Genomic DNA, 23,471 nt, shown 5'->3' with positions numbered 1-23,471 from the left:
CCATGAGCGTGATGATGAACCAGGCCATTTCGGCCTACCGCAAGGCGACGACGACCGTGCCACCCGTGAAGGCTGTGGTGCTCCTCTACGATGAAGCGATCAATGCCGCGCAACGGGCGGCGGAAGCGACGGACGAAAAACTCTATGACGAGGCCCAGACGCAGATGCTGAGGGCGGTGACCATCCTGCGCGGGCTGCGCCAGGCGCTCGACATGGACGCGGGCGGTAGCGTCGCCAAGCAACTCATGGGTGTCTACTCCAGCGTAATCCTGGCGTTGACCCAGACTGCCGGCAAGCCGGACGCCGTCGAGCGTTATCACCGGCTGGCGGAGGGGCTGACCGAACTGCGCGACGCCTGGGCGACGATGACGACCCTTCCCGCGCGCGGGATGCCAGCGGAAGCGGCGGAATAACGGGACCGGGACCGGGTCTGCCCATTCCCCTCCGCATCGCTCGATCGGGACCGTTCCGCTCATCATCGCCTCGCGACGATCGTTGTGGCCGGGGGACAGTATTGCCCCGACATGGACTCACTTTCGCCCGAGATGTACGTTCTGTATCCAACTGATACTGCTGCGTCGTCTCGTCGGGCGGCACGGGAGCAAGGGAAGCCATGAAACTCGAAGAATTCGAAGATCGGCTCGATCAGTTCGGTCCTGAAATCGGGGCATGGCCGCAGGATGCGGCCGGTGCAGCTGAGACCCTGCTGGCCGAAAGCGCCGACGCGCGCCAGCTTCTGGACGAGGCCAGAGGGCTCGACCGCCTCTTCGCCGCCACCCCCGCGATCAAGGCGCCGGCGGGCCTCGCCGACCGTATCGTCACGCGCGCCATGAGCGAAACGAGCACGCCATCGGGTACCGAACCCGCCCTTGTTTCCGCCAGTGGCGGTTCCGCCGCGCGCCTTTCCCCCGAAATGGGCGCGCGCGCAGCCCGGATCGCCGCCATGGCGCGTCCGGTTCCAGCAACGGCCATTCCGCCCCGACAATCCGCGCAAGCAGCGACGAGATGGTATCGCGAGCTGGCTCTGCTCGTTTTCGGTTCGGGCAATCTGGCGAGACCGGCACTGGCGCTCGCCATATGTTTTGCAGCCGGCCTTGGCGCCGGATACATCTTCAATCCGCAAAGTACTGATTCGTCATCCTACAACGTGATGGCATCGCTTTTTACCTATCTCGACCGCACCTGAACCGAGGCGGACCCATTTCATGACAAGCCGGCGCGTCGCCGTTCTGCTCGCGAATCTGCTTTTCGTTTCCGTTGCAGCAAATCTGTTTCTCGCCGGATGGATCTCCAGCCAGAGCTTTTATCGTCCGCCCCCTCCTTCGGGGCCGTTGGCCGGCATTGACCGCCTGATGAAGGAGCGGCTTTCCAAGGACGGCTACGAACGCATTCACGCCTTGATCGAGCAGGTGCGGCCGCATTTCCATGAGATGGAGAGCGGCACCCGCATTACCCGCGAAAAGATGATCGAGGCCCTGGAGGCGCCGCAATTCGACAAGCCGGCCTTCGACGAAGCTCTTGCCGAGATCATGCGCACGCGCAACGAATTCGACTCGTGGACCATTCACAACGCCTCCGAAGCGCTCCAGTTGCTTGGTCGTGATGACCGTCGTGCCGTCGGACGCATCATCGAGCGCGGCCCGCTTGGGCCTCCAGGACCACCACCGCCGCCCCGGTGAAAATCGGTCACACTTTTTTCCTAGGTAAAAACGTCCTATCGGCAATATTTTCCTTGTAATTTCTTTAAATTACTTCGCCTGATCTCCGCTTGTCGCCCGTTTCTTATGAAGAACGAGCGGCCCGATCCTCAATATAGAATGATCGACCGCTCGCCAGTTCGTCACAGCGAATATCGGCGGTGCGGAGATGACCATATCCACGGTCAATAGCTACAGTGCGACGACCACAACAACGACATCCTCATCGAGCTCTTCATCACTTGGCCTGACAAGTGAAGATTTCCTCGAGCTGATGCTGGAACAGCTTCAGAGCCAGAACCCGCTCGATCCGACCGATACCGATACGTACCTCGATCGGATGGTCTCCTATGCGAGCTACGACACCCAGAACTCGATCAGCGAACAACTGGGCACGCTCGTCGATTCCGTCGACAGCATGATCTCCGGATCCGGGCTCGGCTATCTCGGCACCACCGTCGAGGCCTACGGCAACACGACCTCGTTGCAGGACGGCTCCGCGACCTGGGGCTACTCGCTGGAGTCGGATGCCGAGAGCACGACGATCACGATCACCGATTCCGACGGCAACACCGTATGGACCGGTGACGGCGAGACCGACAGCGGCTCCCACACCTTCACCTGGGACGGCACGACCACCGACGGCACCCAACTCGCCGACGGCGGCTCCTACACGATTTCCGTCAACGCGACCGACGCGGACGGCGATGCGATCGACGGCACCACCACGGTGACCGGCCTCGTCACAGGCATCGATTCCTCCTCCGGCGAGACGGTTCTCCAGATCGGTGGCGCGGAAATCCAGGTCGACAACATTCTCAGTATCCAGTCCTAAGGAGCACGCCGTGAGTATTGCAGGTGCACTGAATTCGGCCGTCTCTTCGCTCTACGCCCAGAGCCAGGCGCTTTCCAACATCGCCGATAACCTCTCCAATTCCGGAACCACCGCCTACAAGGCCAACTCGACCTCGTTCGAAAGCCTGGTGGCGAGTTCCGGGTCGAGCAGCTCGGGCGGCGTGACCAGTTCCACCCGTTCAAACAACTCCGCGCAGGGACTTCTCACCGCCACCTCGTCGGAAACCGATCTCGCCATCGATGGCGAGGGCTATTTCGTTGTATCCACAACCACGGATGGTACCGGCTCCTCCTACTACACCCGCAACGGCGAGTTCGAGATCGACAACGAAGGTTACCTCGTCAACGGCGACTATTATCTGATGGGTTGGGAGACCGACGAAGACGGCAACATCATGGGCGGAACCAGCGAAAGCTCGCTGGTCGCGATCGACACCGACGCCTACCAGAGTTCCGTCGGCGCCACGACCGAGATCGACATGCAGGCGAACCTGCCCGCGGATGCGGCGGTGGGCGACACGTTCTCGACCACCGTCGAGGTCTACGATTCTCTGGGTACCAGCTCCACGATGGAAGTGACCTGGGAGAAGACGGACGAGAATACCTGGGAGATGTCGTTCTCCGACCCCACGGTTTCCTCCACCGGCGTCGATGGCGGCGATACGTCGACAACGGCGATCGAACTCACCTTCAACGAAGACGGTTCGCTCGCCTCCACCAATCCCGACCCGGCCACGATCTCCATTTCCGACTGGTCGACAGGCGCGGCCGACAGCACGATCACGCTGAACCTCGGCACCGTCGGCAAGTCGGACGGCCTCACCCAGCTTTCCTCCGACTCCAGCGAACCGAGCATCACGATCGATTCAATCAGCCAGGACGGTCTCGCCTATGGCTCGCTGTCGGGCGTGGAGATTACCGACGATGGCTCCGTCGTCGCCAGCTACACCAACGGCGAGAGCCGCACGATTTACAAGATCCCGGTGGCCACTTTCGGCAACGAGAACGGTCTGCAGGAGATGAGCGGCGGCGTTTACGCCAGCACGAACACCTCGGGCACCAGCATCATCCAGGAGGCGGGCTCCGGCAGCGCCGGGTCCATCAATGGCGGTTATCTGGAATCGAGCACCACCGATACCAGTGAGGAATTCAGCCGCATGCTGTCGGCACAGCAGGCCTATTCGGCCTCCTCGCAAATACTGTCGACCGCCTCAGACATGTTCGACACGTTGATGAGTGCGGTGCGCTGATCATGCCTCCCCGCGATCCCTTGCTTGAGGCCCTTCGTCAGCGGATGACGGAACTAAACGCCATCCGCCGCATCGACGGTCCGGCACGAAACCGGCTTGCCCTGCTGGTCCTCCGCCAGTCGCTCGCAGAGCTCCGCCCGGCGCTCGTCGCCCGTCAGGAGGCGGTCGGCGAGGATCTCAAACGTCTTCACGCCGCAACGGCCGCCACCGGGTCCTATGCCCGCGCTCTGGCCATGACGACCAATCCCCCGCGCTGAAGGAGGCGGTGATGACAGCTTTCAGGCCTCAGGCCTCGTCCGACACGACCATTTCGCCCCAGGACGCAGCGCCGTCCCAGGTCGACGTGGATACGGCGATCAGGGACATGATCTCGCTCGCTGATGCGCTGCTGACACTGATGGATCAGGAAAACCGCCACCTGGCCGAAGGCATGCCCGTTCCACTTGGCGAGATCGTCGAGCGCAAGCACGCGCTCGCCGACGAGTTTCGCGCGCTCTTCAGCGATGTCAGGCTGCAACAGGCGATGGTTTCCACGGCCACGCCGGAACTCGCCTCAGCGTTGCTCGAACGCGGCCGCGACCTGAACGCCGCGCTCAACGAGAACGGCACCCGCCTGCAAAAGGCGATTGCTGCGAGCCGCCACCGGGTGGAAACCATCATGCGCGCGATCCGGCAGGAGACCACACGTCCCTCGGCCTATGGCGGCAACGGACGCTACGAACAGCGCTCCTACGCAGCCCGGCCCGTTTCGCTACGCCCGGGCGTCGAGGCCTGAGACGCTCCCCACGAGCCTGAGGAGAGACAATCATGTCTCTGAACGTCGCAAGCAGCATCGCCACCGGTTCGCTTTCCGCCACCCAGTCGCAACTGGCCGTGACCGCGGCCAACATCGCCAATGCGGACACCGACGGCTATACGCGCAAGGAAGCGACGGTCTCTTCCACCACCACGTCCGGGGTGGGCACCGGCGTCGAAGTCTCCGGACTGACGTCGAAGGTATCGCAGCTTCTCATTTCCGATCTGGCGGACGCCACGTCCGTTGCAGCCTCCGCGACCGCAACAGCCGATTATCTCGACCAGCTCCAGACGGCGATGGGGTCCACCTCCAACAGCGATGAATCCGGCACATCGCTGGCGAACCAGATCGCCACACTGGAAACGGCCCTCTCGGATCTGGTCAACACCCCGGAAAGCACCACGCTCGCCGCGACTGCGGTCACCGAGCTCGACGAACTGGCATCGCAGCTGCGCAGCACCTCAGCCAGCGTACAGGACCTGCGCGAGGATGCGGACAGCGCGATCGAAGATTCCGTGGCGACGGCCAACGACGCTATCACCACGATCTCCGACCTGAACGACCAGATCCTCACAGCCTCAGCGCGCGGGGAGTCCACCGCCGATCTCGAGGATCAGCGCAACCAGGCCCTTGTGACACTTTCCGAACAGCTCGGCGTCACCAGCTTCATCTCCGACAACGGCACGATGAAGGTCTACACCACATCCGGGCAGGTTCTGGTCGGCAACTCCACCCACTATCTGGATTTCGACAGCTCCAATATTGTCACCTCGGACCGGACCTATGACGGCACATCTTCCGGCCTTTCCGGTGTCACGGTCGATGGCGCCGACATCACCGGGGACATCAACAGCGGCACGATCGGCGCGCTTCTGACATTGCGCGACGAGACCCTGCCGGCCGTCCAGGACACGCTCGATGAACTGGCAAGCGGCCTGATCGATGAACTCAATACGGTGAGCCCCGGCTTGCTGAGCGGCAGCGACGCCTCCGACATCGCGGTCAGCGACAGCATACTCGCCACGCCGACGGCCATTCTGGGGACGAGCGGTCAGGCTTCAACCGCGCAGGCGCTGCTCGGAGCCGTTCAGGGAGACACGGACTTTGCCGCCGCCGGCAGCTTCGGCGACACGTCCACGACATTCGCCGACTATGCCAGCGACATCCTGACCGACGTGGTCTCCAAGGCGACCAGCGCGACCTCGAAACTCGATACGGCGACCACGGCGCTTGAAACCGTATCGGACAGCATCTCCTCCCTTTACGGCGTCAATATCGACGAGGAGACGGCGCGAATGTCGGAGCTGGAGACGCTCTATTCCGCGTCCGCGCAGCTGCTCAGCACCGTTCAGGACATGTTCGAGTCGCTGCTTGCCGCCGTTGCATAAGGAGGCCGAAAAATGGCCATGCGTGTCGCCACATTCGCCTTGTCGAGCACCCTCCTGAACTATGCCCTGACGACACAGGCGAAGCTTGCGGAGAAGCAGACCCAGGAAGCCTCCGGCCTCATTTCCTCCGATTATGGCGGGCTTGGTTCGGACGCGGGAAAACTGGTTGATCTGGAGGTCTCAAAAGCGCGCGCCGAATCCTATTCCTCGGCCGCCGAACAGGCGACGAACCGCGTCGAGGTGATGTACTCCGCCACCGGCAGCATCGTCGATGCGCTGACACAGGCGCGCACCGAAATCTCCGCGGCGTCGGTCGACACGTCGGATATCGACACGCTGCAGGACCTTGCGTCGAGTATGCTGGAGGAAGTGGAATCCCTCCTCAACACGCAATACGAAGGGCGCTATCTCTTTGCCGGGGGCAACACCCAGGAGACCCCGGTCGATCTGGACAGCTACACCGGCGGAACGGATCTCGATACCGCCGATACCAGCTACTACACCGGCGACGACACGATCATCTCGGTGCAGGTCGGATCGGAACGCACGGTCTCCTACGGCGTCACGGCCGACAACGATGCCTTCGAAAAGACCATCCGCGCACTCTCCTACATCGCCAATGCGGACTCGCTGAACAGTGACGATCTGGAAGCGATTTCCGACATGCTGGTGGATGCTCAGGACGCCGTGATCGCCATCCAGAGCGGCCTCAGCCTTTCCGCTGCCTCGCTGGAAAACGCGCAGAGCGAGCAGGACGATCTCGTCGCGCTCACCGAAAGCTCGGTCGAGGATATCCGCTCAGCCGACCTCGCCACCGTCGCAGTGGAGGTCGCGCAATACGAAACCCAGCTGGAGGCGAGTTACGCCGCCGTTGGCAAACTCACCAGCCTCAGTCTGCTGGACTATCTGTAATGGCCTGAAACGGACGACCCCGCATTCAGGGGGCCGCCCTTGCCGGGGCCCCCTGCAACACTCCAAATCGGCAAGCCGCGTCGTTCAGATGGCAGCGGCACGGCTCATCTCGATGTAGATCTCGCGCAGACGCGCCGCGACCGGCCCCGGCTTGCCGTCCCCAACAGGCTCTCCGTCGATCGCGATGACCGGCGTGACGAAGCCCGTCGCAGACGTCGAGAACGCTTCCCTGGCGGCCTTCGCCTCCGCCACCGTGAAGGCGCGTTCCTCTACCGTGACGCCGATTTCGGCGGCGCATTTCAGCACCGCGGTGCGCGTGATCCCCGCCAGGATGTCGTTGGAGATATCGCGCGTCACGATCGTCCCGTCGGTGGTGACGATGTAGGCGTTGTTGGAGGAGCCCTCGGTCACGTAGCCGTCACGCACCATCCAGGCATCATCCGCACCCTTGGCCTTCGCCTCGTTCTTGACGATCGAAGCCCACAGGAGCTGCACCGTCTTGATGTCGCATCGCCGCCAGCGAAGATCGTCGGTCGTGATGACCTTCTGCCCGCGCTTGACGAGCGCACTCTCGATGATCTGCTTTTCCTGCGTGAACAAGACAACCGTCGGCGGAACGTCGGGGCCGGGGAAGGCAAAATCGCGGTCTTCCGCGCCACGCGAGATCTGCAGGTAGACCAGGCCCTCGCTCAGTGCATTGCGGCTGACCAGCTCACGGTGGATCGCGAGAAGATCGGCATCCTTCATCGGCATCGCCATGCCGAGCGCATCAAGCGAGCGATGAAGTCGCGTCATGTGCCCGGAGAAATCGATGAGCTTTCCATCGAGAACCGACGTCACTTCATAGATGGCGTCGGCGAACAGAAACCCGCGGTCGAAAACCGAAACCGTTGCCTCTTCTTCCGGCAGGAAATTGCCATTCACATAGACAGTACGCATTCAAGACCTCAGAATTCCGCGGGAGACGCAGCGCAATGCGCCGGCGGGGCGAAGGGATGGACGCTCGGCCGTCATCCCTTCCGCCCTGGGGCGTCTTTCAGACCGGCGACATCGTCCAACCGGCAAACCCCGCTCCCGAACCAGTTGATTGAGCATATTCCTTTCGATCAGATCGTTTCAATCGGATCGGAACATGTCGTCACAGTGCATCCAGCGCATCGGCCAGCTTTTCCGCGCCGTGGCGGAACGGATCGATGGTGGCAAGCCCGAGCCGGTCCTCGGTTTCCTTGCAAAGCGCCAGGGCCTCCTCGTCGGACAGCGCGGACGTGTTGAGCGAGACACCGACGACCTGACAGACCGGATTGACGACCCGGGCGAGCCGCAGCGCGACGTCGCGCACATCTTCCAGGCTCGGCAACGTATAGTCCGGCAGGCCGCGCATGTGCGGGCGGTTCGGCTCGTGACACAGGATCAGCGCATCAGGTTGACCGCCGTGGACGAGCGCCATCGTCACGCCCGAATAGGAGGCGTGGAACAGGCTGCCCTGCCCTTCGATGATATCCCAGTGATCGGCTTCGTTATCGGGCGTCAGATATTCAATCGCGCCGGCCATGAAATCGGCCACCACCGCATCGAGCGGCACACCGTCGCCGGTGATCAGGATGCCGGTCTGGCCGGTCGCGCGGAAGGTTGCCTTGCGCCCGCGCGCAAGCATCGCCTTTTCCACGCAAAGCCCGGTGTACATCTTGCCGACCGAGCAATCCGTCCCCACCGCGAGCACGCGTTTGCCCGTCCGCTTCTTGCCGTTGGCGATCGGATAACGCACGGACGGCACGCGCACGTCATGTAACGTGCGGCCGGTGGCCTTGGCCTTTTCCGCGAGATCCGCCTCGTCACGCAGCAGATTGTGCAATCCGGAGGCAATGTCGAGGCCGGCATCGAGCGCTTCCAGCAGCACGGATTTCCACATCGGCGAGATCACGCCGCCTCGGTTCGCGACGCCGATCACGAGCGTCTTCACCCCGGCCTCGACCGCCTGCGCGATCGTCATGTCCGGCAGGCGGAGATCTGCCTTGCAGCCTTCAAGGCGCAACTGACCGCGCGCATTTTCGGGGCGCCAGTCCTTGATGCCCTGGGCGACCTTGGCAGCGAGAGAATCGGGCGCATCGCCCAGGAACAGCAGATAGGGAGTTTCGATCATGAAGCGAGCGCTCTGTTGGATGTTACCGGATGAGGCACCGGCATGCAGGAATTGCGCCTTGTCGTGCGGAGCCGGGGGCCGGCTGTGCGACAATGGCCATGACGCGACAATGCCCAAGCCGCGCGAGGCCGGCAAGATGGCTTTCGTGAAATTCGGTACGGCAGCCACCGCCAGACCGCGCCGGCCAGGGCGACCGGGTGCGCTCGCTATTGCAGCCCGGTTTCGCGCAGCAGCTCGGTCATGGTCCTGCGGAAACGCTCCGCGACAGGACCGGCCGCGACGTGCCGCCCTTCAGCCACCATCTGGCGCCCGTCGATCCACACGCCGTCCGGCCGCAACGCATCGCCGAAAATCCACGCATCGAGGAGACTGTCGCGCGAAAGCCAGGGAACGCTGGCGCTGTCGAAGGTGACGAATGTCGCCGGTGCGCCTTGCTCGATATCGACCGAAAAGTTGAGCGCCGCCTGCCCGCCCCGGCGCGCCTCGGAAAAGAGCACACGACCGCTCGACCAGCCTTGCCGCGCCACCACGCTTCGCTGTCGTTGCGCGAGGCGCTGGCTGTACTCCAGTTGGCGAAGTTCTCCGGCCACGCCGACTGAGACGTTGGAATCGGTGCCAATTCCGAACCGCCCGCCATTTCGCAGTAGATCGGCGGCCGGAAAGACGCCGTCTCCGAGATTGCCTTCGGTGACAGGACAAAGGCCCACGGTGGCACCAGCGTGGACGATGCCGTCAAGCTCGTCGCCCGTCAGGTGCGTGGAATGGATGAGACACCAGCGTTCGTTCACGGGCGCATGGGCAAGAAGCCACTCGAGCGGCCGCTGTCCGCACCACTCGAGGCAATCGGCGACTTCCTTTTCCTGCTCCGCGACATGGATATGGATCGGATCGTCTCCGGCCATCGCGACCAGCGCATCCAGCTCTTGCGGCGTGACGGCACGCAGGCTGTGCGGTGCCACACCGACCGAAACGCCGTGGTGGGTCGCCGCCATGTCCCTGCATCGTGCAAGCAGGTCCTCAAAGCCCGCTAGATCATTGATGAACCGGCGTTGACCGTCATTCGGCGCCAGCCCGCCGAAATTCGAATGCGCGTAGAACGCCGGCAGCAGGGTGAGACCGATACCCGCCTCGCCGGCAGCCGCCACGATGCGTTCCGACATCTCGCCGCGATTGGCGTAGGGGAGCCCGTCACGGTCATTGTGGAGATAGTGAAACTCGCCGACGCGGCAAAAGCCCGCCTCCACCATCTCCACGTAGAGCTGGGCGGCCACGGCCTCCATCTGATCGGGGTTCATGGCGAGCGCGAAGCGATACATCACGTCCCGCCAGGTCCAGAACGTGTCCGTGCCCTGGCCGCGTTTCTCCGCCAGCCCCGACATGGCGCGCTGGAAGGCGTGGCTGTGATGGTTGCCCATGGCCGGCACGAGATGATCGACGCGTTCATCCTCCGCATGGGCCTCAACGCCGGCCTCGACCCCCGAGATCACGCCACCATCCAGAACAAGCCGGACGTTTTCGGCCCAACCGTCGTCGAGCAGAGCGGCGCGGGCATGGATGGAATTGGATGACATCTTCTTTTTGTCCAATCACTTGGGGGATCTGTCGTGAACCAGAGGCGCGGCAACCGACCTCCTCGCCCCGGCGCGGCCGGAGCATTCCGCTCTTGAAATCAATTACGGCGCGGATCGCCGTTCGAGGCGGGCCCGATCAGTTGGCGCTTCAGCGCGCCAGCCGCGACGCAACCGCCTCGATGCGAGCCAGAATCTTGCCGAGACGGGCGCGCAGCTTTTCAGCCTTTTCGGGCGCGTAGTCGTACGGCACCTCTTCCGCGACCAGATAGGCAGCCTGCGTGAGCTCCAGCTGAATGGCGTGAACCCCGTCCTCGGGCCGGCCGTAGTGGCGCGTCGTCCAGCCACCACGAAACCGGCCGTTCAGCACCTGGCTGAAACCATCCGGTACAACCGCGGTGGCCGCAGCCTCGATCTCGGGCGCGCAGGTGCGTCCGCCATCCGTCCCGAAGTTGAGATCCGGCAGCGTTCCCTCAAACAGGTACGGCAGCCGCGAGCGGATGGAATGGCAATCGAACAGGATTGCGACCCCGTGGATGGCCTTGACGCGGGCGATCTCCGCCTCGATCGCCTGATGATAGGGACGATGGAAGGCGGCCAGCCGCTCCGCGATATCCTCCGCGCCAGGTTCTTCGCCCTCCCGCCAGATCGGCCGTCCCTCAAAATCGGTCTGGGGGATCAGCGTCGTGGTGTTCTGGCCGGGATAGAGGCTCACGCCCTCCGGATCCCGGTTGGCATCGATCACATAGCGCGAGAACGTCGCGCGCACGCATGTCGCCTCGCGCAGGAGTCCGTCATAAAGACGATGGACGTGCCAGTCGGTGTCCTCGACCGCGCGACCCATATCGTTCAGACGCGCCTTAACGGCGTCCGGGACATGCGTCCCCGTGTGCGGAAATCCGAGAATGACCGGAGAGGTTCCCCGAGTGACTTCAAAGGGGGCGACCTCGGATGGCTGCGTATTCATCAAGCTGTTCCAGAATGCAACGAATGAGAAAATCCGGCGAGAGACCGGGACGACGGGCAAGGCGTATCGGCGCGCGGCACCACCTCAGCCCGGCGACAGGATCGACTGCAGGAAACTCTGCGTGCGCGGATGCTGCGGATTGGAGAAGATCTCCTCCGGCTTGCCGTGCTCGATGACCGTGCCGTCCATCACCAGAACCTCGTCGGCGACATCGCGGGCAAAGCCCATTTCGTGCGTCACGACGATCATCGTCATGCCTTCGCTCGCCAGCGCCTTCATCACCTGCAGCACCTCCCCGACCAGTTCGGGATCAAGCGCCGACGTCGGCTCGTCAAACAGCATCACGCGCGGCTCCATCGCCAGCGCGCGGGCGATGGCGACACGCTGCTTCTGTCCGCCCGACAGCTGCGCGGGATAGGCATCGGCCCGTTCCGCCAACCCGACTTTCGCAAGCTGCGCGCGTGCGAGATCCTCCGCGTCCGCCTTCTTCATGCCGCGCAGCCTGCGCGGTCCGACCGCGACATTGTCGAGCACGGTGAGATGCGGAAACAGGTTGAACGACTGGAACACCATCCCGACATGCATGCGCAGCGCGTTCAGCTCCTTTTCCGGCAGCACCACGCCATCCGTAACGATATCCTTGTCACAGATCGTGATCGATCCCTGCTGGGGGATCTCCAGACAGTTGCAGCAGCGCAGCAGCGTGCTCTTTCCCGAGCCCGAGGGGCCGATGATGACGACCACCTGGGAGGGCATCACCTTCAGGGAAATGTCGTGCAGAACGCGCACGGAACCGAAGGACTTGCCGAGATCGCAAATTTCAAGGATGGGCTTGGCGTTTGGAGTCATTTCGGGCGCACTCACTGGACCATACCTCCCACACGCAGACGTTTCTCGATCAGCCGCAGGATCTGGCTGGCGATCGTCGTCAGCACGAGATAGATCAGCGCAACGGCCAGATAGACCTCGAGCGAACGATAGGAAATGGCGATGATCTTCTGCCCCTCGTGCATCAGGTCGGAGATGGTGAGCAGGGAAACCAGCGCGGAATTCTTGATCAGGGCGATGAACTCGTTGCCGAGCGGCGGCACCATGCGCAGCACTGCCTGGGGCAGGATGATGATGCGCATCGCCTGACCGTAGGACATGCCCATGGAACGGGCCGCTTCCATCTGTCCGTTGTCGATCGACTGGATGGCGCCGCGCACGATCTCCGAAACGTAGGAGCCGGAATAGAGGCCCAGTCCGATCATGCCGCACGTGAACGCCGGCAACATGATGTTGAATTGCGGAAGGCCGAAGAACAGAAGAAAGAGCTGAACGAGAAGCGGAGTGCCCCGGAAGAACAGGACATAGGTGGAAGCGATCCCGTAGACGATGCGCTTTTTCGGATCGAGCCGCGCGATGCCGACGAGCAGGCCGACGCAGCAGCTCAGCGCCAGCGCCGCGACGGTCACCTCGACCGTGACCACAGCGCCGTGCAGAAGGCCGCTCATGCCCTGCCAGACAGGCGTGAAATCCAGATTCATCGGAAAACTCCCGAGAACCTGCCCCCGGATCCACCGGATCCGATGCGAACAGGCTCCGTTCAGTGAACTGCGGTGCGACCTCGTCGTTCAGGCGGCCCTGCCCGAACGACGAGGATCTCCTCGTGCGTTCGCGCGGTCTTACTTGACCTCGCCGAACCACTTCTTGACGAGCGCGTCGTAGGTGCCGTCGGCCTTGACCTCTTCCAGAGCCTTGTTCAGACCCGCCGTCAGTTCAGGCAGGTCCTTGCGCACCGCCATACCGTATTCCTCGGTCGTAACCTGCTTGGGCAGAACCTTCACTTCCGGGTTCAGCTTCGCGTAGTTGATCGCGGCCGGCTTGCCCGTCACCGCCGCCTCGACGCGGCCGATCTTGAGGAGGTTGAACATCTCGTCGTTCTTCTCCACCTCGACCAGTTGGGCGTCTGGGTAGTTCTTGGCCATGTAGGCGACCGACTTCGTGCCGACCTGGACGGAGACCTTCTTGCCGGCAAGATCCGCAGGACCTGCGATGGAGGTGTCATCCTTCTTGGTCAGGACGACGAGGCCACCGGGGTAATAGGTGTTGGTGAAGTCCACGACCTTCTTGCGCGCATCGGTGATGTAGATCGCCGAGACGGCCATCTCGAAACGCTTGGCGATGAGACCGGGAATGAGCCCCTTGAAGTCGATCTGCGTCCACTTGACGGTATCGCCCATCTTCTTGGCGAGCGCCTCGACCAGCTCGACGTCGAAACCGGTCATCTTGCCGTCCTGCTGAAACTCGAACGGCATGAACGTGGCATCGGTCGCAACCGAGATGGTGCGGCCTTCCGCGTGCGCAGCGCCGGCGAAGGCGAGCGCCATGGCCATGCCGAGTGCGGCTTTCTTCAGGTTCTTCATTATCCGTTTCCTTTCTGGCTATACTCGCTTGATGCGAGCAGTTTGGTGATGTTTTCCGCACTCGCGACGGTCGCCGCGATGAACTCCTCCCGACGGTCTCCGACGCGGATGACCGGGACCATGACGGTGAGACTGCATTCCATTTGCCCGGGAGCGGAGAAGACCGGCGCACTGACCCCCCACACGCCGAAATCCACCTCGCTCTCGCTCTCCGCGTAGCCTTGAGAGCGAATGGCGGCGAGATCGGCTTCCAGCTTCTGCAAGGCCGCCCCCGTCGGACCGTTCTTAAGCGCCGCGCTGCGCCTGGCTTGCGACATGAAGGCCAGCAGCGATTTCGCTGACGCGCCCGCGCGCAACGGCTGCGCGCTGCCCTTGACGAAGGAACAGCGCAGCGACAGCGGGCTCTCGATCATCTCCGCGCAATAGACATCGCCGGCAGCCGCCCGCATCAGTCCGACGCTTTCCTGCGTGCGTGCGGCGAGCGCGCGCATTTCCGGCTCCGCGAGCGTTGCAAGGAAACGGTTGTCGTCGAACCCGCGACCGATCCGCCAGCATCCGATTCCCGGTGCGAAGCCCGCCTCGCGGCCGAGATCCACGACGAGATCGTAGTGTTTCAGCACCGCGATGTGGCGATAGGCCGTGGACAGGGGCACATCCAGCGCGGCCGCGATCTCGTTTGCCGACATCGGCTTGTCCGATGCGGTGACCACGAAGAGGGCGTCCAGGATGCGTTCCGCTGCCGACACTTGTAATTCCCATTTTTTGAGAATTTAATTCTCTAAAATTGATAATTGAACATTTTTTCGCCGACGTCAACTTATGGGCACTCATTCGCCGGGATGCACCGGCGCGCCCTCCGGCAAACAATCGTTGCGGAGCAAAGACCTGAGCACCGTTTCGGGGGTCGTGCAGGGGTGTTGGAATTTGTCGTGCCGGCGTTCAGCCGGCTTGCGCACTCAAGGGCGCGGGCTTTCGGATCAAAGCGAACCCGAAGCCATCCTGGACGCGACCAGATCCACCGCGGCACAAACAGGATCGATCAGCGGGATCGCTGTTCGCCCGGCAATCCGATCCCTTGCGCCAGACAGGGGCCCGCCGCCGATGCACACGGCCTGTGCCCCGGCCCGCGCTGCGCGCGCGACCGCATCCGCCAGCTCCACATCGAGCCGCTCGATATCGTTCGTCAGGCTCACCGCATCCCGTGAACCGGTGAGATACGTGCCGCAATACAACCGGTTGAATCCCAGTTGCGAAATCCGCCGTTCGATCGGGATCACGAGATCGGGGGTGGTGGTGGCCACCGCGAAACGGCCGAAGGCCGAGGCGGCCATAGCACTCGCCGCGGCAATTCCCGTTACCGGGCAGGAAACAAGTTCTGCAAGCGCATCCGCACCGGGATCTCCGAAGGCGGAAACGATGACACCGGCCGGATCCAATGCCGCGACCTCCCCGGCCATCGCCGCGATCTGAAGCGCCGCCTGATCCAGCTGTCGTTCGTTGACGATCAGCGCTGGCCCTTCGCGCGCCGTCAGCCCCACGAAACGCAAGTCCGGCGCACGCTTATGGGCAACGGACACCATCATGTCCGTCGTCGCGTCGTTGGTGTTCGGATTGATCAGGACAACGGGCCGCATCTTCATGCCTCAACGCATGACGGGCGGAGCGGCATGGCGAAAACCGGTCTGTTCCAGCCGCCGGGCGAGAGCGAAGAGCACCGCCTCGCGGCCGGGCGGAACGATGAGCTGCAATCCGAACGGCAAGGCGCCGGGCGCGCGCGGGGCCGGCAGCGACAAAGCGGGAAAACCCACAAGCGAAATCAGGAAGGTGCAGGCCAGATAATCGATGATCGACATCAGCTTCCTGCCCCCCACCTCCAGCACCTCCTCCTGGTCGTTGGGAAACGGAAGGACAGCGCAAGTCGGCATGACCAGCAGGTCGAAATCCTCAAAGAAGCGTATGAAGTCGCGCCAGACACGGGTGCGCACCGCATCGGCCTTGAGATAGTCGGCCGCGGTCAGCCCACGCCCCTGGCGGACATTCCACACGAAGGAGGGTGACAAACGGGCCTCGTGCGTTTCCACGAATGCACCCGAGCGGTAGAAGCTTTCCGCCGCCCGCATGGTCTTGAAGGCTTCCGCCGCCCCTTCCATCGGTGGCGCGCCTCGGCTTGCCGGTCCGAGCGCGGCTTGCACGCCCGTTATCGCCTCCTCGAAGGCTTGCGCAACGGCGTCATCCACTGGGAAGGCCCCACCAAGATCGAGGCTCGCGGCGATGCGGGGCCGCTCCGGCCATTGTCGGTCCAGATCGAGCGGGCGCCGCGAGAGCGGGTCGAGCGGATGCGGCCCCGCCATTGCCCGCAGCATCAAGACGGTGTCGGCCACACACCGGGCGAGAACGCCCTGCGTCGCAAGCCCGCCCCACCCCAGCGCGCGATCCGGTTCGGCAATTGTGCCAGGGGCCGGTCTGAGACCGACGATGCCGCAAAACGAGGCCGGCATGCGTACCGACCCGCCGAAATCTGTGCCTTGCGCAAGCGGCACCATGCCGGTGGCGACCGTGACAGCCGAACCGCCGCTCGATCCACCCGACGTGCGGGTCGGGTCCCAGGGATTGCGGGTCGGCCCGCAGAGCATGTTGGTGCAGACTGCGCCAAAGGCGAATTCCGGCGTATTCGTCTTGCCGACGATCACCGCTCCCGCCCGGCGCAGCCGCGCGACAGATTCCTCATCCCGGTCAGGAACGCGATCTGCAAAGATCGTCGAGCCTTGTGTGGTGCGAAGGCCCGCCGTCGCCGTGACGTCCTTGATCGCGACAGGTACGCCGTGAAGGGGGCCGCAGGGCCTGCCAGCCGCCTGGTCCCTGTCACGCTCCCGCGCAGCTTTGCAGGCCCCATCCGCATCGACCGTGATGAAGGCATTCAGCCGGTCGTCCAGCGCCGAGATACGGTCGAGAGCCTCCTTCGTGGCCTCCACAGCGCTGATCTCGCCGGTGGCTATGCGCGCGGCAAGCGACGCGGCACTTTCGAACGGGTCGCTCACGAAACATCCTCCTTGAGCCAATGCCGGGCGATGGCATCGCGGCGGGCAACCCACACGCCCGCGTGGCCTGCGACATGATCCAGGAACCGCTCAAGCGCACGCAGGCGCCCCGGACGCCCCGCAAGCCGGCAATGAAGCCCCACCGACATCATCCGTGGCCGCGCGGCGCCCTCGCGCCACAGCACATCGAAACTGTCGACCAGATAATCAAGCCAGTCGCGCCCGGTATCGAAGCCCGGCGCGGACGCGAACCGCATGTCGTTGGCATCGAACGCGTAAGGCAGAACCAGATGACGCCCGCCGGGATGAGCCACGAAATAGGGCGTGTCGTCGTTGTAGGCGTCGCTATCGTAGAGAAATCCGCCGTGATCGAGAACAAGGCGGCGGGTGTTCGCGCTGATGCGACCGGTGTACCAGCCCGAAGGGGCCGCTCCGGTGAGCCTTTCGATGGTTTCGACCGTCTTGCGGATGTGGTCGGCTTCCGTCTCGGGCGGCACGTCGCGATAGTCGATCCAGCGCCAGCCGTGGGCGGCAACCTCGTGTCCGTCTGCGACGAGACGTGCCGCGATGGCGGGCACGCGCTCCAGCGCAAGACCGGTGGCGAAGGCGGTCAATCCGAGTTCGCGCTGGCGAAATAGTTCCAGGATGCGCCAGACACCGACACGGCTTCCGTATTCGTAGTGGGATTCCATGACCGGGTTACGCCTCCCCGGCCAGGGCTCGCTCCGCATGTCGGCATTGAGGTGCTCTGACGCCTCGTCGCCATCGAGAATATGCCGCTCCGCGCCTTCCTCGATATTGAGCACAAAGGACAGCGCGAGCCGCGCCCCGTGCGGCCAGCGGACCTGCGGTATCGCCTCGCCGCGCCCCCGCAGATCCGCAAGGCGTTCATCCATGTTCATGTGGATCAGACTGGGCATCACTCGTCGACGAAGGCCAGGGCCCGCACCGGCGAGCCGGACGCCCCCTTTATCCTGAGCGGGATGCCCTGAAACTGGAATTCACCCACTCCGATGACCTCCTCCAGGTTCCACATCCATTCGTAGTGAACCATCTTCAGATCGCGGCAGATCCGGTGATTGACGAAGAGGTTCTCTTCCATCCGGTCGGTCGAGGGACCCTCGACGCCGTGGACGCGCGATCCATGGTCGTGCAGCCAATGCGTGGCCTCTGCGGTGACCTGCGGGTTCATCGTGCAGATGACCGGATCCGGCCAGTGCCGGGCGTTGATACCGGTGCACATCAGCACGATGTGGCCATCGACCTTCACGCCCGCCTTGGCGGAGGCTTCTTCCATGTCTCTGGCGGTGATGTCGCCCTTGTCGCCCACATGGCGCAGATCGAGGCAGACGGCCTTGCCCATGAACCACTCGACCGGCATCTGATCGACCGGCAACCCGCCGGGATCATTGTGGGAGAGCGCGTCGATATGGGTGCCCGAATGGTCGAGCATGCCCAGATACCAGGTATTGAAGGTCAGCAGGTCGTCGGGCGTCCCCTGCTTGAACTTCCTGGAGCTTTCGTGGGTCGTGTGGGGAATGACCACCGGGCGAACCAGCCGACCGGGAGCCGGCAGCCCGTCTTCCAGCGGCAGGGTCAGGTCAACGATACGGGTCATCGGGAAGCCCTCTCAGCTGTGCATCTGGTTCGGCAGCCACGTGACGAGGCCGGGGAACACAATCAGGATCAAAGCGAAGACGATCATCAGCACCACGTAAGGCAACGCGCCCAGGGCCACATCGCGGAAAGGCCCGTTGTCGGCGCGCACGCCATGAACCACGTAGAGGTTCATGCCCACCGGCGGCGTGATCAGTCCCAGCTCGCACATCAGGATGATGAAGATGCCGAACCAGATCGGATCGATCCCGGCCGCCTTGATGATGGGAAGAGCGACCGGAATGGTCAGCACCATCATCGACAGCACGTCCATGAACATGCCGAGGATGATGTAGAAGGCGATCAGCGCGATGAGCAGTCCGACCGCCGAAAGACCGAGCGAGGCGACCCAGTCGGTCGCCGCCTGTGCGACACCGCCCAGCGACAGCGTGACATTGAGCATGAAGGCGCCGGTGATGATGAGCAGGATCATGCCGGAGGTGCGTGCGGTGTTGACGAAGCACTGGCCGAGAAAGTCCAGCGACATCCGTCCCCTGACAATGACGATCATGAGCGCCCCGACGACGCCGAGCGCGGCGGACTCGGTTGGCGTGGCAAAGCCTGTATAGATCGATCCGGTGATGATCATGAAGATCAGCAGCGGACCGACAAGGTAGCGCAGGGATTGAAAACGATCCGACCAGCTGATTTGCGACATTTCTCTCTCATGGCCGGGAAACAGCTTGGCCTCGACCAGAATGTAGAGACTGAAAAGAGAGGTCAGCAGGATGCCCGGAACGATGCCGGCGACGAAGAGCCGGCCGACGGATTCCCCTGCCAGCGATCCGTAGATCAGCAGGTTGACCGAGGGCGGGATCAGGATGCCGAGCGTGCCGCCGGCGGCAAGCGAGCCGAGCGACCGGCGCACCGGATAGCCCCGGTTGGTGAGCGCGGGAAGCGAAACGGTGGAGATGGTCGCGGCCGCGGCCACGGAGGAGCCCGAGGTGGCCGCGAAGAGCGCGCTTGCACCGATATTGGAGTGCAGCAGACCACCGGGCAGGCGGCCGAGCCAGAGCGACAGCGCCTCGTACATGCGGTCGGCAATGCCGCTGCGCAACAGGATCTCGCCCAGCAGGATGAAGAGCGGCACGGCGGTCATCACATTGTCGTTCAAGACGCCCCAGATGACCGAGCCCATGGAATCGACGAGCGGCAGGCCGTAAAGCAGGGCACCGCCGACGACCCCCGTGATGGTCATGACGGCTGCGACGGGCAGCGAGAAGAGCAGCAGCGCGAGCATTACCGCAAAGCCGATCGCGACGGTCTGGATGTCCATGTATCTGTCTCCGGCTCAGCGGCGGCGCTTCAGGTCGGCGAGTTCGGCGTCCAGCTCGTCTTTTTCGGCCGAGCTGCCGAAGCGTGCGTTGACCTCCCGCCAACGTCCGCGAACAAGGTCCCGTGTCGCGATGATCAGGCTGCCGGCGGTAATCAGGAAGAAAAGCGCCAGAGCCGACAGCCACACGCCCTGCGGCCACGCCAGAGGGGTTGCCCACGGTGTCGGCGCCGAGCTGTGATAGGCCATGGAATCGCGCAGCATCTTCCAGCCAAGCCAGACCATCAGTCCGGCCATGCAGGTCAGCGTGAAAAGCGACACCCAGTCGAGCACGGCGCGCGGGGCAACGGGCAATCTGGCGTAGATGACGTCGATCCGCATGTGCGCGCGCACGACGAGCGCGACAAGGAAGGCGAGCGCAGCCCCGACGGCGAGCACGTAGCCGCCAAGTTCGTCCGCCCCCTCGAACGAGAGCCCGAAAAACTTGCGCGCGATCACGTCCGCCGTCACGAACAGCGCCAGGCCCACCAGCCCGGCACCGAAGATCCATGCCGCGATATTGGAAATCAGCTTCACGGGATAGCGCTCCGCCTGAGAAAGCGAGAAAACGCGCCCCGCGCCGGAGAATTGGCGCGAGGCGCGCAAGACAGTGCGAGGATCAGAGCCCCTTGGCCTTGCCGACGGTCTTCATCCAGGCGGCGGAGCACCCTTCGGTCGAGGCGTCGCAGATCTTCTGCCAGGCAGGGAAGGAGTTGGCGGCCAGTGCCTTTTTGACCGCATCGAAGTCGGCTTTGCCCGGCTTCATCACCTTCAGGCTGTAGCTCTTCAGCGAGCAGGGCTCGCCGCCTGAGTTGCAGCGCATGGCCTCGTCATAAAGTTCTTCCGAGCGCTTCCAGATTTTCGCGTCGAGCGTGTCGAAGGCTGCCTGCATCGCCGCCTGCTGGTCGGCCGAGAGCGTGTTCCAGCGGTCCAGGTTCATACCGTAGCCGTTGAAGGCCATGCTGAAACCGACAGGAATGACGGTGGTCGCGACCTCGGGCCAGCCGGCGGCGTTTGCCGAACTCGGGCCGGTCAGGGCGCAATCGATGACACCGCGCTGCAACGCCTGCTGCACTTCGGGGAAGGCCATCGGCACGGGCGTACCGCCGAGCGAGTCGACGAAGTTCGCCATCGACTGGTCGAAGACGCGGACCTTCTTACCCTTCAGGCCGGTGAGGCTCGCGACCTCCGGCTTGCAGAACAGGACCTGTGGTCCGAACGGCCAGACACCGAGAAGCTTGGTGTTGAAGCTCGCCTCGAAGACCTTTTTGACTTCCGGCAGGAACAGCTCGGTCGACTGTTTGGCGGACTTGTAGTCAGGGTTCTGGCCGACAAGATCGATGCCGAGCGCGATCGGCGCATCACGCGAGATCGGCGAGAAGCGCAGGGAAACGATGTCAAACAGGCCGGATTTCACCATGCGCAGGCCTTCGGCATCCTTGATGCCGGTGGTGTCGACCGGATTGTAATTGGCGGACACGTCGAGCCCGGTGCTTTTGGCGAAATCCTCGAAGAAGGGCTTTTCCAGCTCGTCGAAAATCTTGCCGATCGAGGTTGGCTGCCCCAGCACCTTGAACTGGGTCGTCTGCGCGCTTGCCGGCACAGCCACGGCAAGTGCGAGAACGGCGGAGGTGAGAAGACGCTTCATTTTTGGCTCCCGCTTGGGATGGGTGAGGAGAAACGCCGCTTGCCGCGGTCTTTGTTACGAGGTCCGGAACAGAGCCCCCTGGCCGGGCACGATCGCCGGATCGGCGCCTGCCAGCACCAGCGCATGCCAGAGAGTGAGGGCGGTGGAATCGATCACGGGAATGCCGAGTTCGGCTTCCAGACCGGGCGCGATGCGAACGCCGTTGAAGTTCGTGCAGAAGATGCTGATGGCATCGGGACCAGCCTCGGCGACCCGCCGCACCATTCCCGCGATCCGCTCCTCGCCGTAGGTGGCGAAGGAGAAATTGCCCGGGTCTTCCAGGTGCTCCTCGGCCACACCTTCGAACCCCTCCGCCGCGAACGTCTCAAGGATGCGGCTCTGGATGTCGGACAGATAAGGGGTGACCAGAGCGTAGGTGCGCGTGCCAAGCCTCTTGAACGCCTCGATCTGGGCAAGTGCGGCGGTGGTCGCCGGCAGACCGGTGTGCGCCGTGATTTCCTCGCAGAGCAAGCGGTCCTGATCGAGCCCCATCCAGCCGCCGGAAGTGCCGCACCAGGCGATGACGTCGGGTTTGCAATCGGCGAGAAGCTCGGCGGCCGCAAGCTGCGATTCCAGGTTGAACTGTCCGATCGCCTCCTTGTCGGTGCCGATCTTCAAGACCGAGAACCGCGCGAAATGCGCGCTGACATCGTCAACGTCGCGCAACATCCGGCAGGTTTCCGGTTCCAGAATGGTATTGGAGGAAGGTGTGATCAGTCCGATGCGTGCCATGTGCCCAATACGTGTCGTTTACAGATCCAGATTGATGCCCACAGGGCCGTCGGCCGCCTTCGCCGGGGCCCGCATTGCGGGAAGACGCTCACCAGTTGCGCATGCTATCAGCGGTATGAACTCGGCCGTTTCAGGCCCAAATCCGGGATACCGCGCGCTCGCCTTGCAGGTCAGTCGAGACTTCGCTGTCCTTTTTGGTATACAATCAAGAAATGAGAGTCACTGAAGAATGTCGGCCATGCCAAAATTACAGCAAATGCCAGACATTTCGGCAGTCTGAAGCCCGCGCAGACAGGTAAAATGCATATTTTATAATCAAGGCGCATGATTGATCAAAATACGTGACGATGACGGGGAATAAGTTGAATAACGAATTTGAAGAAAACGGTTTAGCCCAGAACTCCGAGGATATTGCCAACGACCTCAGGGAGCGGATCATTCAGGGGGTCATTGCGCAGGGCCAGCGATTGGTTGAGCGCGATGTGGCTAAATGGTATGCCATTTCAAGAACGCCCGTACGTGAGGCCTTGAAGATACTGTCGGCCGAAGGTCTCGTTGTGCTGAGGCCCAACCGCGGCGCCGAGGTCACCACCTTCAACGCGGAAATGGCTCTCAAGCTTTTCGAAGTCATCGCCGAGCTGGAGGCTCTGGCCGCGCGAGGCTTCGCCGAGCATGTGACAAGCGGCCGGCTGCGGGAGATCGAGGAGCGGCACGAGCGGATGCGACAGCATTTCGAACGCGGGGAGCTCACCGACTATTTCGCGGTCAACAACGCGATCCACGAACTCATTATCGGCGAATGCGGCAATCCCATCCTTGCGGAGGCGCATGAGCGGTTGATGATGCGCGCACGCCTTGGCCGCCACATGGCGCTTGCCGACCAGAGCCGGTGGGAGGAAGCGATGGACGAGCACGAACAGATGATGACCGTGCTTCGCCGCCACGACTGCGCCGCTGTCGCGGCGATCTGGCGCCGACACCTTCTCAATTCCGGCCGCGCGCTCGCACAGCAACTCAACAAGAGCCTCGCGGTACTGGCTTAGGGCGCAACTCGCCTTTTGGGCA

At 63.2% G+C, this 23,471-nt stretch carries 26 protein-coding genes; 10 read left to right on the top strand and 16 right to left on the bottom strand.

Annotation, left to right across the window (positions count from 1 at the left end; genetic code table 11):
* The first annotated feature begins 2 nt into the window (after positions 1 to 2).
* The 9 genes from C8N35_RS16790 (at position 3) to C8N35_RS16750 (ending at position 6,898) form a co-directional block, all read left to right on the top strand.
* Positions 3 to 413, top strand: coding sequence for a flagellar export chaperone FliS (locus tag C8N35_RS16790; protein WP_107990876.1), 411 nt, complete (start codon positions 3 to 5; stop codon positions 411 to 413).
* 200 nt (positions 414 to 613) lie between these two features.
* Complete coding sequence (locus C8N35_RS24045) at positions 614 to 1,186, top strand: hypothetical protein (protein WP_210203568.1); 573 nt, start codon at positions 614 to 616, stop codon at positions 1,184 to 1,186.
* A 19-nt stretch (positions 1,187 to 1,205) separates the two neighbouring features.
* A complete protein-coding gene (locus tag C8N35_RS16780) occupies positions 1,206 to 1,679 on the top strand; it encodes a periplasmic heavy metal sensor (protein ID WP_107990875.1) in 474 nt (157 codons plus the stop codon).
* A 187-nt stretch (positions 1,680 to 1,866) separates the two neighbouring features.
* Positions 1,867 to 2,532, top strand: coding sequence for a flagellar hook assembly protein FlgD (locus tag C8N35_RS16775; RefSeq protein ID WP_107990874.1), 666 nt, complete (start codon positions 1,867 to 1,869; stop codon positions 2,530 to 2,532).
* Positions 2,533 to 2,542: 10 nt separating this feature from the next.
* A complete protein-coding gene (flgE, locus tag C8N35_RS16770) occupies positions 2,543 to 3,802 on the top strand; it encodes a flagellar hook protein FlgE (RefSeq protein ID WP_107990873.1) in 1,260 nt (419 codons plus the stop codon).
* 44 nt (positions 3,803 to 3,846) lie between these two features.
* A complete protein-coding gene (locus C8N35_RS16765) occupies positions 3,847 to 4,059 on the top strand; it encodes a hypothetical protein (protein WP_146177423.1) in 213 nt (70 codons plus the stop codon).
* An 11-nt stretch (positions 4,060 to 4,070) separates the two neighbouring features.
* Positions 4,071 to 4,577 carry a flagellar export chaperone FlgN gene (locus C8N35_RS16760; protein WP_107990871.1) on the top strand — a complete coding sequence of 169 codons (507 nt, stop codon included), beginning with the start codon at positions 4,071 to 4,073 and terminating at the stop codon, positions 4,575 to 4,577.
* A 32-nt stretch (positions 4,578 to 4,609) separates the two neighbouring features.
* Positions 4,610 to 5,986, top strand: coding sequence for a flagellar hook-associated protein FlgK (gene flgK / locus C8N35_RS16755; protein ID WP_107990870.1), 1,377 nt, complete (start codon positions 4,610 to 4,612; stop codon positions 5,984 to 5,986).
* A gap of 12 nt (positions 5,987 to 5,998) precedes the next feature.
* The gene (locus tag C8N35_RS16750) at positions 5,999 to 6,898 is read left to right on the top strand and encodes a flagellin (protein WP_107990869.1); all 900 of its coding nucleotides are present in this window, start codon (positions 5,999 to 6,001) and stop codon (positions 6,896 to 6,898) included.
* 84 nt (positions 6,899 to 6,982) lie between these two features.
* On the opposite strand, the gene C8N35_RS16745 is transcribed toward C8N35_RS16750, so the two are convergent.
* From C8N35_RS16745 to C8N35_RS16670, 16 genes are all read right to left on the bottom strand, one after another.
* Entirely contained in the window at positions 6,983 to 7,837 is an 855-nt protein-coding gene (locus C8N35_RS16745; protein ID WP_107990868.1) for a D-amino-acid transaminase, read from the bottom strand.
* Positions 7,838 to 8,036: 199 nt separating this feature from the next.
* The gene (gene dgcN / locus C8N35_RS16740; RefSeq protein ID WP_107991014.1) at positions 8,037 to 9,038 is read right to left on the bottom strand and encodes an N-acetyltransferase DgcN; all 1,002 of its coding nucleotides are present in this window, start codon (positions 9,036 to 9,038) and stop codon (positions 8,037 to 8,039) included.
* A gap of 206 nt (positions 9,039 to 9,244) precedes the next feature.
* On the bottom strand, positions 9,245 to 10,609 hold the full coding sequence (locus tag C8N35_RS16735; RefSeq protein ID WP_107990867.1) for a formimidoylglutamate deiminase: 1,365 nt from the start codon (positions 10,607 to 10,609) through the stop codon (positions 9,245 to 9,247).
* A 148-nt stretch (positions 10,610 to 10,757) separates the two neighbouring features.
* Positions 10,758 to 11,573, bottom strand: coding sequence for an N-formylglutamate deformylase (hutG, locus tag C8N35_RS16730; protein ID WP_107990866.1), 816 nt, complete (start codon positions 11,571 to 11,573; stop codon positions 10,758 to 10,760).
* Between the two features lie 84 nt (positions 11,574 to 11,657).
* A complete protein-coding gene (locus C8N35_RS16725; protein ID WP_107991013.1) occupies positions 11,658 to 12,422 on the bottom strand; it encodes an ATP-binding cassette domain-containing protein in 765 nt (254 codons plus the stop codon).
* An 11-nt stretch (positions 12,423 to 12,433) separates the two neighbouring features.
* Positions 12,434 to 13,102, bottom strand: a complete 669-nt coding sequence (locus C8N35_RS16720) for an amino acid ABC transporter permease (protein ID WP_107990865.1) — start codon at positions 13,100 to 13,102, stop codon at positions 12,434 to 12,436.
* A 138-nt stretch (positions 13,103 to 13,240) separates the two neighbouring features.
* Positions 13,241 to 13,981, bottom strand: coding sequence for a transporter substrate-binding domain-containing protein (locus C8N35_RS16715; protein ID WP_107990864.1), 741 nt, complete (start codon positions 13,979 to 13,981; stop codon positions 13,241 to 13,243).
* On the bottom strand, positions 13,981 to 14,727 hold the full coding sequence (locus C8N35_RS16710; RefSeq protein WP_107990863.1) for an IclR family transcriptional regulator: 747 nt from the start codon (positions 14,725 to 14,727) through the stop codon (positions 13,981 to 13,983). The genes C8N35_RS16715 and C8N35_RS16710 overlap by 1 nt, the downstream gene beginning before the upstream one ends.
* Before the next feature lie 231 nt (positions 14,728 to 14,958).
* Positions 14,959 to 15,615 carry an aspartate/glutamate racemase family protein gene (locus tag C8N35_RS16705; RefSeq protein ID WP_146177422.1) on the bottom strand — a complete coding sequence of 219 codons (657 nt, stop codon included), beginning with the start codon at positions 15,613 to 15,615 and terminating at the stop codon, positions 14,959 to 14,961.
* 9 nt (positions 15,616 to 15,624) lie between these two features.
* Positions 15,625 to 17,019, bottom strand: a complete 1,395-nt coding sequence (locus C8N35_RS16700) for an amidase (protein WP_107990861.1) — start codon at positions 17,017 to 17,019, stop codon at positions 15,625 to 15,627.
* A complete protein-coding gene (locus C8N35_RS16695; RefSeq protein WP_245926830.1) occupies positions 17,016 to 17,939 on the bottom strand; it encodes an allantoinase PuuE in 924 nt (307 codons plus the stop codon). The genes C8N35_RS16700 and C8N35_RS16695 overlap by 4 nt, the downstream gene beginning before the upstream one ends.
* Positions 17,939 to 18,637: a cyclase family protein gene (locus tag C8N35_RS16690; protein WP_107990860.1), complete on the bottom strand. Its 699-nt coding sequence runs from the start codon at positions 18,635 to 18,637 to the stop codon at positions 17,939 to 17,941. The genes C8N35_RS16695 and C8N35_RS16690 overlap by 1 nt, the downstream gene beginning before the upstream one ends.
* Before the next feature lie 12 nt (positions 18,638 to 18,649).
* On the bottom strand, positions 18,650 to 19,951 hold the full coding sequence (locus C8N35_RS16685; RefSeq protein WP_107990859.1) for a TRAP transporter large permease: 1,302 nt from the start codon (positions 19,949 to 19,951) through the stop codon (positions 18,650 to 18,652).
* Between the two features lie 15 nt (positions 19,952 to 19,966).
* Positions 19,967 to 20,524 (bottom strand): TRAP transporter small permease subunit, encoded by a 558-nt coding sequence (locus tag C8N35_RS16680; RefSeq protein ID WP_170122140.1) that lies wholly within the window; start codon positions 20,522 to 20,524, stop codon positions 19,967 to 19,969.
* Positions 20,525 to 20,606: 82 nt separating this feature from the next.
* Positions 20,607 to 21,635 (bottom strand): TRAP transporter substrate-binding protein, encoded by a 1,029-nt coding sequence (locus C8N35_RS16675; RefSeq protein ID WP_107990857.1) that lies wholly within the window; start codon positions 21,633 to 21,635, stop codon positions 20,607 to 20,609.
* A gap of 54 nt (positions 21,636 to 21,689) precedes the next feature.
* Entirely contained in the window at positions 21,690 to 22,406 is a 717-nt protein-coding gene (locus C8N35_RS16670) for a maleate cis-trans isomerase family protein (protein ID WP_107990856.1), read from the bottom strand.
* Positions 22,407 to 22,768: 362 nt separating this feature from the next.
* On the opposite strand from C8N35_RS16670, the gene C8N35_RS16665 reads away from it, so the two are divergent.
* A complete protein-coding gene (locus C8N35_RS16665) occupies positions 22,769 to 23,449 on the top strand; it encodes a GntR family transcriptional regulator (protein WP_170122139.1) in 681 nt (226 codons plus the stop codon).
* Positions 23,450 to 23,471 lie beyond the last annotated feature (22 nt).

The organism is Breoghania corrubedonensis (assembly GCF_003053845.1).
GTDB lineage: Bacteria > Pseudomonadota > Alphaproteobacteria > Rhizobiales > Stappiaceae > Breoghania > Breoghania corrubedonensis.
The sequence above is the reverse complement of the archived record's forward strand: the minus strand, read 5'-3'. Positions and strand labels throughout refer to the sequence as shown.